We start from the raw sequence: 12,625 nt of genomic DNA on the forward strand, positions 1-12,625 counted from the left end.
TAGGAACAAGATTTTGTCAATTGTGCCAGGTCAGCGGCTTACTCTATAATCACTAAAGTGAAAATGATTATCAATAACAACGCGGAGGTTCAGTCATGATATCCTTTCAACCGTTTAAAAAAGTAATTTCCGGGGCGCTCTGCCTGTTTGCGCTGACCGCAGCGGGCTGCGGAACCAGTCCCGCTCAGCAGGGAGCGCAGGCGGGAGTAGCGCCAGCCCCGGCACCTGCCCAGGAGCAGACGATCGAGCACGATATGGGCAAAACGGTCGTCAAAGGGGACCCGCAAAAAATATTGTCGCTTCATCCATGGATCAGTGACTTTTTGCTTTCGCTGGAGATCACACCATCGGCTTCGCCAAGCTCAGGCCCCAACTCCACCGAGTTCACCTGGTATTTGAAAGACGGGCTGAAAGATTCGGTCAACCTGGGCTGGCAAATTCCGAAGCCGAACCTGGAGCTGATCGTGCAGAGCAGCCCGGATTTAATCATCGGCAACCAAAACTTCGGCGAGTTGAACGAGCAACTGTCCAAAATCGCCCCGACGATTTTCATCGAGCCGGTTGAAGATGACCAAGGCGTGCGAAAAATGCGCGAGACGTATTTGCGCCTGGCGAAGATGCTGAAAAAAGAAGAAATCGCCAAGAAAAAGATCGCGGAATACGACGCAGAAGTGGAGAAGTACCGCGCCCAGCTTAAAGCGGCGATGGCCGACCAGACCGTCATGTTCCTGCGCGTCACCGATAAAGAGCTGCGCTACTACAGTCCGAAGCTGTTCGAGGTGCTGTACGACGACCTCGGACTGGCCAAGCCGGCGAATATTCCGGATGCGGCCAAGAGCTTTCAGCCGCTCTCTATTGAAAAGCTGCCAGAGGTCAACCCGGACCATATTTTCCTGCTGCACGAAGGCGGAGACCGCGTGTCGTCCTTGCGGGAAACCGCTGTATGGAAAGGGCTGGACGCTGTGAAAAACAACCGCGTGTACGAAGTAGACTACGATCTGTGGTTCCAAGGTTTCGGCCCGATTGCGAACCGCTTGATTCTGGAAGACGCGACCGAGAAGCTGCTCGGTGCGAAAGCGAATAAATAAGCATTGCGATAGAAAAACGTTCCTCTTGTTCCGGAAGCCGTCAGACACTGCTGTGTTCTGGCGGCTTTTTGCTGTTTATTTTTTGCCTGCAAAAACTTCCTCTCTGTGAAGGCCGCTCCCAGTCTATCCAAATTTTTAGCGCAGGCAAGCGTTGCGCATGTTGATATACTGACTCTTTCGGCCGCCTGACTACCCGCGCCTATCCGGACACCACCGTCGTCTTGTACGAGTACGACCTGCTCGGCCGCCATGATGATGATTGGCAGCGGGGTTGTAAAATCTTGGACAATATCGACTTCTGTTTTCGTTTCCATCTCGCGAATTAACTCATTCACGACTGTTCCACCCGCGGCTCCCACGTTTTTAGGCTTCTCGGCGTGAAAGCGGCCGAAAACAAAGAGCGCGCCTTGCGGTGTTCGGGCGGGTCGCTGTCATGGATGTTCAGGCGTTCTGGAAACGTCCCTTCCTTTGTGCCAGCTCCGACATTGACAAGGGTACGCTCGCGAACACTCGAAAATAAGGCGTAGTCGGTCAGCACCCGTTTCACGTCTTCGTAGCGGAAAACATTCCAAGTGTTCGTGCCCGCGTGGTAGTAAACCGGATGCTGCTCAAGCATTTTCTTATACCACGCTACAGGAAAAAAATGTTCGGATTTCGTTTTAAAATTCGTGATCTCAGACGGTGGATATACCGTATTTTCCATCTATATACCTCCTTTTGAATGATTGGTTTGTAAAATGGCGCATGAAAAGGAAAGGGATGCGGAGAAGGCTCCCCGACAAGCATGGAAGGGAGGTTCCTCCGGCCGCTAATCCTGTAATAGCATGCCCATCCAGCTTTTTCTATTTAAAAGAGGAACGGGAGTCAGGGGCTTGAGATTTTCACGCGCGGTCTGCGGCAAAAAAAGCGCGGACAGAAAGCAATTGGGCTAAATACCAACTTGACCGATATGTTTTATTTAATTTACACTTGTAAGTATCACATACCGATATTCACCCACGCCGATCAGTCCACTGAAGGTTCCCCGTATTTGCCTTGCGCATGCGTGTGGGAGCCGTTTTTATGGAGGAAAAATGCTTTCGCCAGGGGGAATGAACGTGGAATATACTTGTCTGACTTGCCAACAAGTCTTCGCGTCCGAAAAGGGGCTGTGCCCGCATCTGCAACAGTTTTTCACTTCCGCAGAAGGACAAAAAATTTGGCGCATACGGCTTCTCCACCGTTACGCGTATGAATTTTACAGCGATTCGCAAATGCAAGAGCTTGTGCGCGAGCAGCCGCTGATGGTCTCGGAGGTGCTGTGCGTCGAGCAGTTTGATACGAGGACGTACACGGGCCTGAACGCATTGGGGCAGCGCGTCTCTATCCTGGAGTAGACGAAAAAGGAGCGGCTGCGGGTGAACTCATTGTCGGTTCATCCCGGAGCTGCTGCTTCGAGAACGAAGAGGTGCGGCCGCACGGATGGCGGCCTGCTCGCCCGGCGGCATTCTGGCCCGGCCCGCATCGTCTTTTCCCTGATGGCGCTCGGCGTGGCGGCTGCTGCCATGTTGCCCTTTCCCGATCGACGAAAGCGCGATGAGGGAAGCGGTCACGAGTTTGTCATTTCTATAAAAAAGTGGAAAAAGATTGAAATCGACGGACGGATGAATTAAAATTTTGCTAAAGGAAGCACGGACGTAAGCAAAAAAGATGCGATCATGAGCAGCAAGGGACGATGAGCCGCTCGTAAAAGCCCCGTTTGAATCTAATAGCACAACAACCTGAGTGAATCTATTGAAGCTTAGGCACTTTAGAGGAATGAAGGGGTCATACGGCAAAGCGCACTGGAGTGTATCGGCTGACGGATACATGAAGGGGCGAAGCTTTGCCGTTTTTTTGTGTTTTTGCCATCCAAAAGCAAAAGAAAAGACCCGAAAGAGAAAGAGGTTTCCAAGATAATGGAGGAATCGCTAGCCATGGAGCCAATCAACTGCTACCCACTGACTCATCCGCAAAAAAGAATCTGGTCAATCGAGCAAATTTATCCCGACACTCCGTTGCACAACATTGGCGGAACTGTCATCATAAAAGGCCCTGTGCAACTGCCTGCGCTTGAAAAAGCTGTTCATCTGTTTATCGGCAGACATGAAGCGTTGCGACTGCGCGTTTTGAACCGGAAGGGCGAGCCGCAGCAATACGTGAGTCCGTATGAACCTTTCCCATTGGACTGCCTAGATTTCTCAACTGGCACAGAGCCGCAGCACGACTTTGCCAACTGGGTGCAGGCGGAAGCGAGAAAGCCGTTCGTCATCGAAAACGAAAGGCTTTTTTATTTTGCCCTGTTTCGCCTCTCGGACCGCGAGCATGGCTACCTGGCCAAGTTCCATCATCTGATCGCCGATGGATGGTCGATCAACATCATGACCGACGAGATTCGCGAACGGTACGACAAGCTCGTGCGCACAGAGGCAGCAGACGACCAGCCTGCTCCAAGCTACTTGGCGTACATCGAGCACGAGCGGGACTACCTTTCGTCGGATCGCTTCTGCAAAAACCGGACGTTTTGGAAGGAGAAATTCCGCGACTTGCCCGACTCGCATCTGGAAAAAAGCTCAGACACGCTGCCGGGAAACCGCCTCACGTATGAATGGAGCGCCGAGCTGTCCACCCGGGTAAAAGAGTGGGCCAACGCGAACAACTGGTCGTTGAACACCGTTTTTGTCGCGGTGTATTTGCTGTATGTCCACAAGTTCACCGGGCGCGCGGATCTCGTGATTGGCACGCCGGTGCTCAATCGGTCTGGCAAGCAGCAAAAAAGCATGTTTGGCATGTTTACGAGCACGATGCCGTTTCGGTTTTTGGTCGACGATAGCTGCTCGGTTGCGGACATGATCGGACAGGTCAACCGGGAGCTGCGGGATTGCTTTTTCCATCAACGCTATCCGTATGACTTGCTGATCCAGGATGTGGAGCTGAAGAAAAAGGGCCACCACCAACTGTTTGATGTGTGCGTCAATTACTACAACACAGCGCTCGATACAACGTGGGACGGCTACGCGGTCGAGAATGTCGAGTTTTACAGCGGGCAGCAGATTTACTCCATGCAACTGGTCATCAAGGAATGGTCCGATTCCGGTCGCATCAGCATCAGCTTTGACTACAAAACGAACGACTACACAGCGGAGCAAATCCGCGATTTGTTCGCTCGCCTGACTGCCCTGGCCGGGAAAATCGTGGACAAGCCCGACGAGCCGATCAGGCGGTTGACGCTTTTTTTCGCGGATGAGCGGCAAAAACTGGTGGAGGCGTATAACCGAACCGATGCGTTTTATCCGCGCGACCAGACGATCTACCAACTGTTCGAAGCGCAGGCAGCCAAAACGCCGGACAAGCTCGCGGTGCAGCATGGCGAAGCGACTTTGACCTACCGCCAACTGAATGAAAAAGCCAATCAGCTTGCCAGATATTTGCGCGAGCAAGGAGTCGGGCGGGAAACGATTGTAGGCCTTTTGACCACGCATTCGCTGGAAACGGTGGTCGGGCTGCTCGGCATCGGAAAAGCGGGCGGAGCGTTCATGCCCATCGACCCTGACAATCCTGCCGAGCGGATTCGCTACCTGCTGCAAAACTCCGGCACCAGGCTTTTGCTGACGAATGTGGACACAGCGGACGAGTGGGACTTCAACGGACAAGTCATCCGCCTGCCGGACGTCGACTGCACAGCGTATGCATCGTCCAACCTGCAGGCGGAGAGCGAGCCTCAAGACCTGGTCTACCTGATTTATACATCCGGCTCTACCGGAAAGCCCAAAGGCACGATGATCGAGCATCGCGGGCTGGTCAACTATATTTGCTGGGCCAAAAAAATGTATGTCAAGCAGGACGACGAAGTGTTCCCGCTCTATTCGTCGTTGGCGTTCGACTTGACGATTACGTCCGTCTTTACCCCGCTCATTAGCGGCGGAACGATTTTGGTTTACAGCCACACAGAAGACGAGTACGTGCTGTTCCGCATGATGCGCGAGAACAGAGCGACAGTCGTCAAGCTTACGCCTGCGCATTTGTCGTTGCTGCTGGATCGGGACAACCGGAATTGTTCGGTGAAACGATTCATCGTCGGCGGGGAAAATTTGAAGGCCAGCCTCGCCAAAGGTATCTATGACAGCTTCGGCGGCAACATCGAAATTTTCAACGAATACGGGCCGACCGAGACGGTAGTCGGGTGCATGATTCACGCTTATGATCCCGCGACGGACACGCGAGCGGCTGTGCCCATTGGCAAGCCGGCCGACAACGTCCGCATTTACGTACTGGACAGGCACCTGGCTCCTGTCCCGACCTGCGCCGTCGGGGAAGTGTACATTGCCGGCGACGGGGTGGCGAGAGGGTATTTTCACAAGGAAGAGCTGACCCGCGAAAAGTTTATCGACAACCCGTTCGCGCCTGGCGAGCGGATGTACAAGACGGGAGACCTCGGCCGATTTTTGCCGGATGGCAAGCTGGAGTATTTGGGCAGGAGCGACCAGCAAGTCAAGATCAGGGGCTACCGGGTCGAATTGGGAGAAATCGAAAACGGGTTGCTTCAGCACCCGCTCGTAAAAGAGGCGGTTGTCCTCGTGCGGGAAGACAAGCAGCAACCCGCAATGCTGTGTGCGTATTACGTCGCGGCGGGCGAGATCGACATTTTGGACTGGAAGCAGCAGTTGGGGCGGCAGTTGCCGGATTACCTTGTCCCGCAATATTTTGTAGAGGTAAAGGAAATTCCGCTCACAGCAAACGGCAAAGTCGATGCGCGCTCCTTGGCAAAAATCCCTTTGCCGAGTACAGAAAACAGCGAATATGCCGCTTATTCGAGCGAGAAAGAGCAGCAGTTCATCCAGACCGTGGCAGAAGTCCTCGGCGTTCGGCAGATCGGCCGGAAGCACAACTTTTACCATATGGGCGGAGACTCGATCAAAGCAATTCAGATTGCTTCCAAGCTGAGCGCCAAAGGCTACCGGATCAAAGTCAAAGAGATGCTGTCCCACCCTGTCATGGAAGAGATGGCGCTGCTTGTGGAAGCAGTAGAGCCAACCGTTGTCGAGCAGGGGCTGGCTGAGGGCAGCATTTTGCCTACGCCGATTGCAGCGTGGTTTTTTGCCCAAGCATTCCCCAAGCCGCAGCATTATCATCAGACCGTCTTCGTGGAAATCAGTCCGGCGATCACGGCAGACATGCTGGAAAGAGCGCTGTTCAAGCTCGTGGAGCACCACGACAGCTTGCGGATGAACGTCGACGCGCGCGGCGAGCTGTTTTACAACAATGACCACCTGCTGGCCCGCTTCAAACTCGAACAGCGCGACTTGACAGGCGTTGCCCCTGCCGAGCGCTACGGCAGGCTGGAGCAAGCGGCGCACGAGCTGGCGGAGCGCACGGACTTGTCCCGCGACCTTTTGCTGAAAGCGTGCCTGAGTCAGTTGGGGAGCACACGCACTTTGCTGCTGTCTGCCCATCATCTCGCAGTCGATGGCGTGTCCTGGCGCATCATCCTGGAAGATTTGAACGCGCTGCTCAAGCGAAGCTGCCTCGGACAAGACGCCGCGCTTCCTTTGAAGACGCATTCGTATCAAAAATGGGCGGAGGCGTTGGAGCGCTCTGGGCAAAGCGTGGGAGCCAGCTTTCCTTGCTCGATGCCGCGGAGCTTGCGCTGCTCGTCACCGGGTTCAATCAGACGGCAGGGGAATATCCGCAGCAGTTGCTGGTGCATGAGCGTTTTGCAGCGATCGCCGACAAGCACGCGGACGAGCCTGCGGTGACGTTCCAACAGCAAACCATGACGTACCGCGAACTGGATGCGCGGGCCAACCAGCTCGCCCATGCGCTCAAGTCGCATGGCGTCGGACCGGACCAGGTCGTCGCCCTCATTGCCACCCGTTCGTGTGACATGATCGCCGGACTATTGGCGATCGGAAAAGCAGGCGCCGCGTACTTGCCTGTCGATCCGGGCTTGCCAGCCAACCGGATCGCCTACATGCTGGACGACAGCCGTGTCCAGGTCATTTTGACCAATACAACCGTAGAGGCAGCAGGCGAGCGACAGGTTGTTGACATGCGCGATTCCCGCATATCGGCGCAGCCTCAAGCAAGGCTGCCTTTGCAAAACAGCAGCACCGATGTGGCGTACTGCATGTACACCTCGGGCACGACCGGATTTCCCAAAGGAATTTTGATCGAGCACCGCGCCTTGCTGAATTTCCTTTTCGGCATGACGGAAGTGCTGTCTTTTGGCGAAAAAGAAAAGTTTTTGTCGTTGACGACCATTTCTTTCGATATTTTCTGGCTGGAGAGCATCTTGCCGCTGTTGGCGGGGCAGCAGGTGGTCATTGCCGATGAGGACTGCCAGCGAGATGTGCGCATGCTGGCAAGCCTGGTCCGGCGCGAGGAAATTACCGTGCTGCAAACGACGCCGTCGCGCTTGAAGCTGTTGCTCGCGGAGCCGGAGTTGGCCGGGCAGTTGAGCCGCTTGCGCTACTTGCTGATCGGCGGCGAAGCGTTGCCGCAAGCGCTGGCAGACGAAGCCGTGCGACTGTTGCCGGCGGGACGGGTGTACAACCTGTACGGTCCGACCGAAACGACCATTTGGTCCACGCTTCAGCAAGTGACAGACAGCGAGCCTGTCGCCATCGGCAGACCGCTGAAAAATACCCAGGTCTACGTGCTCGATCAGGAGCTGGTGCCGCAGCCTGTCGGCGTCCCTGGCCTGCTGTATATCGGCGGGCACGGCTTGGCCCGCGGGTATTTGCACAAACCGGAGCTGACAAGCGAGAAGTTTATCGACAACCCGTTTCGGCCTGGCGAAAAAATGTACGCGACCGGAGACATGGCGAGGTGGACGCGCGAAGGCTTGCTCGAATATTTGGGACGAACCGATTTTCAGGTGAAAATACGCGGCTACCGGATCGAGCAAAGCGAAATCGAAAACCAGCTCGAGGCCCATCCCGCCATCGAAAAAGCGGTGGTGCATGTCCAGCAGGACGCTTTGCGCGAACCTTTGCTTGTCGCTTACTATACTTCGGCAGATGCCGTACCGAACCAGGAGTTGCGCGATTATTTGCGCAAACAACTGCCGGAATATATGATCCCGCCATTTTTCATGCGGCTTGCGCAAATTCCGCTCACCATCAACGGCAAAATCGACCGGAAGTCGCTGCCTGCCGTAACCGAGGTGGCAGAAGCGCACCAGGAGCTGGTCGGCCCGGGCGACGAGGTGGAAGCGAAGCTGTATGACATTTGGCGCAAAGGATTGCGGCGCGAGTCGATAAGCGTTCGCGGCAAGTTTTTTGAGTTGGGCGGAAACTCGATTCAGGTGATGCAGCTCGTGTATGAAATCAACCGCCATTTTTCATGCGCCATGCCGTTTAAGGACTTTATTGAACTGCAAACGATCGAGGCGATTGCGGGATGGATTCGCGCCGCGATCCAGGAAGAGCGCGAGGCGGACTTGCCAGCGCTGACACCGGAGCCAAGCCGGTTGCATGAACCGTTTCCGTTAACGAATGTGCAAATGGCCTATTATTTGGGCAGAAGCAGCCGCTTCGAGCTGGGCGGAGTCTCGACGCACTCGTATCAGGAGGTTGTCACTACACTCGATATCCCGCGCCTGAACGATTGCTTGAATGTGTTGATTCGCAGGCACCCCGCGCTGCGCACGATTTTTTTGCCGGATGCCCGCCAGCAGATTTTGGCCGAGATCCCCGAGTACGCAATCGAAATTCGCGATTTGCAAGGATGCGAAGCGGAGGAGCAGGCTGCGATCATCGCAAACGAACGGGAGCGGATGTCCCACGCGACGTTCCGTCCGGAGCAATGGCCGCTTTTTGAAATCAAAGCGTTTCGCTTGACGGAGCAGAAAAGTTTATTGGGCATCAGCTTCGATCTGCTCATAATGGATGCGTACAGCATGGAAATTTTAGGGAAAGAGCTGCAAGCGCTTTACGCAGGCAAGACGGACGAGCTGGACGATCTAGCGATTTCCTTCCGGGATTATATGATCGGCTATGAGCGGCTGAAAAACAGCAAGCTGTATGAGCAAGACAAGGAATATTGGCTGGCGAAGCTGCCCGATTTTCCGCTGTCCCCGGAAATTCCGTTGCTGGTGCAGCCGTCCCGCGTCCAAAACCCGTACTTCCAAAGAAAGTCGAAGCGATACGCCAAACAAAGCTGGCCTGCCTTGAAAAAGGCCGCCCAGAAGCGCAATTTGACCCCTTCGGCCGTGTTGTGCGCGGCGTATGCGGAAGTGCTGGCGAACTGGAGCAATCAGCTCGCCTTTAGTCTCAACTTGACCTTGTTCAATCGGCTGCCGCTGCACCCGGATGTGGAAAAGCTCGTCGGCGACTTTACCTCTGTTGTGCTGGTCGAGGTGCGGCTAGGTCCGGCGGATACGTTTTGGCAGAAGGCGGGCAACGTACAGCAAGCGCTGATGGAAGCTTTGGCGCACCGTCATTTTGACGGGATTGATGTGATGCGAGAAATCGGCAAGCAGCGGGAACTGGGCAACAAAGCGTTGATGCCGATCGTATTTACGAGCGCCTTGTTTGAAAACGAAGACGTTGTCCAGCAGCAAGCGGCAGACGACGAGCAGCGCATATCGGAACAGGAGAACGATACAAAAGGGATCACGCAAACTTCGCAAGTTTATTTGGACAATCAGGTGGCGCTGCTCGACGGGAACATCGTCATCAACTGGGACTACATCAGCGAGTTGTTCGACCCTGTCGTGATTGACACGATGTTTGCCCAGTACCTGGCCCGGATTGATACGATTTTGAACGACGAGGCCGAGTTGGAGCTGCCAGCGGTGTCCGCCAGTGACCGAGCCGCGATTGATGCGTACAACGATACGGCCGTGGAGATTCCGAGCAAAACGCTGCACGGGCTGTTTGAGGAAACGGTGGCGCAAACGCCTTTTGCCGTCGCGATTGAGGATGGCGAGCAGCAGATCACGTACCAGGCGCTGAACGAGCGCGCCAATAAAGTCGCCAGCTTCTTGCAGGACTGCGGCGTCGGTCCGAGAGACTTGATTGGCGTCATTGCCAAACGGGAAATAACCACCTTCGTCTATTTGTTAGCGATTTTAAAAAGCGGCGCTGCCTACGTGCCGATTGATCCCGACTATCCGGCGGAGCGCGTCGACTACATCCGCGGGCACAGCCGCTGCAAGCTCGTCATAGCGCCTGACTTTTACGAGCGAAACGGGCTGGAGCGTGCTGCGGAAAAGCGCGAGGCTGTCGCGGTGCAGCCGGAGCAGCTCGCCTACGTGATCTACACCTCGGGAAGCACGGGCAATCCAAAAGGAGTCATGATTCGGCACGAAGCCGCATGCAATACGATTCAGGATATCAATCAAAAGTTTCAGGTTACCGCCCGGGATCGCCTGCTGGGCGTATCGTCGCTCTGCTTCGATTTGTCCGTCTACGACATTTTTGGCGCGTTTGCCGCAGGGGCGACGCTCGTGCTGGTCAAGGACCAAAAGAACATGACCGAGCTTGCCGAGACGATTACAGCGAAAAACATTACGATCTGGAACTCCGTCCCGGCGATTATGGATCGCGTGGTCGCGGAAAAAAACGAGCGGGGCGGCGAGCAGAAAGATGAGCAGCTTCGCCTGGTCATGCTGAGCGGCGACTGGATTCCGCTTACGCTGCCGCATGCGATCCGCGAGCGCTTCCCTGCGGCTGAAGTCATCAGCCTGGGCGGCGCTACCGAGGCGTCGATCTGGTCGATTTACTATCCGATTGAAGAGGTAGGCGCTGATTGGAAAAGCATTTTTTACGGGAAGCCATTAGCCAACCAGCAGTTTTACGTGCTCAACTCGCAGAGAGAGCTTTGCCCGATTGCCGTACCGGGCGAGCTGTACATCGGAGGACGCGGCGTTGCGGACGGCTATTTGCATGACGATGAGAAGACCGCGCGATCCTTTGTCCACCATCCGCAGCTCGGGTACATCTACAGGACTGGGGATTACGGCGTACTGCACCGCCACGGGCAGATGGAATTTTTGGGCAGAAAGGATCAGCAGGTAAAAATTGGTGGATATAGAATTGAATTAGGAGAGATAGAAGCGCGGCTGCTGCAAATCGAGACGGTGCGAAATGCGGTTGTACTGGTGGCGGGCGATACAGACAAGCGGTTGTATGCGTATCTCGTGCCGGAAAACGAACCGCAAGAGCGGGACCGTTTTGTCAGCGAGATCAGGACAAGGCTGGCCAAAGCCTTGCCGGATTACATGATACCGTATCATTTTATCGTCGTGGGGCAACTGCCGCTGACGGCCAACGGAAAAGTAGATGTACAAGCCCTGTTGAAGCAAAAGCCGACTGGCGCGGGTAACGGAACGGCATACGTCGCCCCGCGCAATGAAGCGGAGGCGCGAATCGTCGCTCTGTTCCAGGAGGTTTTGCAGATGGACCATGTGGGCGTGTTCGACAACTTTTTTGAGCTGGGCATTCATTCGCTGCAGATCGGAATGATTCACAGCAGGCTGAAAGACGTGTTTGCCAGGGAAATCCCGATTCTTGCCATGTTTGAGCACGCCAACATCAACGCGCTTGCCGCGTATTTGACAGCGGACAACCACGACCTGCCAGACGAAGGGCAGGAGGAGACGATCAACGCCCGCAACCAGGGAAGAGAACGGATCAAGCAAAGAAACGCCAAAAGAAGGAGGAACTCCGAAAGTGACTAAAGCCGAACTGCTGCAATTTTATACGACGTTTACTCCCAACACCGATCCCGGCGAATACGGCTATCTCTTTTACGAGTTGCCCCAAGGCCTGTCAGAGCTGTGCCGATTAATCAAGTGCCAATTGATCCATCCCACGATGATAAAAAAAGTGAGGCATGCGCTGACCGACTATACGCGAAATGAAGACGAGAAATTTTACACGGTCGCAGACATGCTCGACGCGCTGGTCGAACGCAACGCAGACGGTCTCACCTACGACCGCCTGCCAAGCGAGCGGCTGCTCATTTCTTGCCGCTTCCATTCGTTACTGCTCATTTCCATGCTGCGCTCCCGGGGCATCCCGGTGCGCAGCCGTGTCGGATTCGCCAGCTATTTGTCCGAGAACGGCCAAAAATACATCGATCACTGGATTTGCGAAGTGTGGGAACAAGCCGAAAAACGGTGGATTCGGGTCGACCCCGATTGGGAGCTTGTTGACATTTGCGGCGACGAGTTCCTGATGGCGGGCGATGCATGGCTGATGGCTCGGGACAAAGAAATCAACCCACAGCTTTTCGGGGTGAAAAAATCGTGGGGCATGCACTACATCCGCAACAACCTGTGCTACGACTTAAACGCCGTTCTCGGAAACGAGCTGGGCTACTGGGACTATCCTCCGCTTTGCCAAAAAGAGATGGACGACCTGGACTGGGAAGAACTGCAACTGCTCGATGAGATTGCTCTCTATTTGCAAGACCCCGATGAAAATTACGCACAACTGCAAGCGTTGTTTTCCGAGCATGACTTCCTGCATTTCAAAGGATAGGGCAGTTGTTCGATTAAACTCGAAGCGGTG

At 54.9% G+C, this 12,625-nt stretch carries 7 protein-coding genes; 6 read left to right on the forward strand and 1 reads right to left on the reverse strand.

Annotated features, from left to right (window positions below):
- The first annotated feature begins 95 nt into the window (after positions 1 to 95).
- Positions 96 to 1,088: an ABC transporter substrate-binding protein gene (locus tag BA6348_RS14985; RefSeq protein WP_122952440.1), complete on the forward strand. Its 993-nt coding sequence runs from the start codon at positions 96 to 98 to the stop codon at positions 1,086 to 1,088.
- 331 nt (positions 1,089 to 1,419) lie between these two features.
- On the opposite strand, the gene BA6348_RS14995 is transcribed toward BA6348_RS14985, so the two are convergent.
- On the reverse strand, positions 1,420 to 1,791 hold the full coding sequence (locus BA6348_RS14995) for a cytochrome P450 family protein (protein WP_007786678.1): 372 nt from the start codon (positions 1,789 to 1,791) through the stop codon (positions 1,420 to 1,422).
- A gap of 388 nt (positions 1,792 to 2,179) precedes the next feature.
- Here BA6348_RS14995 and BA6348_RS15000 point away from each other — a divergent pair, with 388 nt between their 5' ends.
- From BA6348_RS15000 to BA6348_RS15020, 5 genes are all read left to right on the forward strand, one after another.
- Complete coding sequence (locus tag BA6348_RS15000; protein WP_005833634.1) at positions 2,180 to 2,464, forward strand: hypothetical protein; 285 nt, start codon at positions 2,180 to 2,182, stop codon at positions 2,462 to 2,464.
- 21 nt (positions 2,465 to 2,485) lie between these two features.
- Positions 2,486 to 2,740 (forward strand): hypothetical protein, encoded by a 255-nt coding sequence (locus BA6348_RS15005; RefSeq protein WP_005833632.1) that lies wholly within the window; start codon positions 2,486 to 2,488, stop codon positions 2,738 to 2,740.
- Between the two features lie 303 nt (positions 2,741 to 3,043).
- Positions 3,044 to 6,862 carry a non-ribosomal peptide synthetase gene (locus BA6348_RS15010; RefSeq protein ID WP_242507355.1) on the forward strand — a complete coding sequence of 1,273 codons (3,819 nt, stop codon included), beginning with the start codon at positions 3,044 to 3,046 and terminating at the stop codon, positions 6,860 to 6,862.
- The gene (locus BA6348_RS15015) at positions 6,859 to 11,790 is read left to right on the forward strand and encodes a non-ribosomal peptide synthetase (RefSeq protein ID WP_242507501.1); all 4,932 of its coding nucleotides are present in this window, start codon (positions 6,859 to 6,861) and stop codon (positions 11,788 to 11,790) included. Before BA6348_RS15010 ends, BA6348_RS15015 begins: the two co-directional genes overlap by 4 nt.
- Entirely contained in the window at positions 11,783 to 12,595 is an 813-nt protein-coding gene (locus BA6348_RS15020; RefSeq protein ID WP_005833628.1) for a transglutaminase family protein, read from the forward strand. Before BA6348_RS15015 ends, BA6348_RS15020 begins: the two co-directional genes overlap by 8 nt.
- The last annotated feature ends 30 nt before the right edge of the window (positions 12,596 to 12,625 follow it).

It is taken from the genome of Brevibacillus agri (assembly GCF_004117055.1).
Classification (GTDB): Bacteria; Bacillota; Bacilli; order Brevibacillales; family Brevibacillaceae; genus Brevibacillus; species Brevibacillus agri.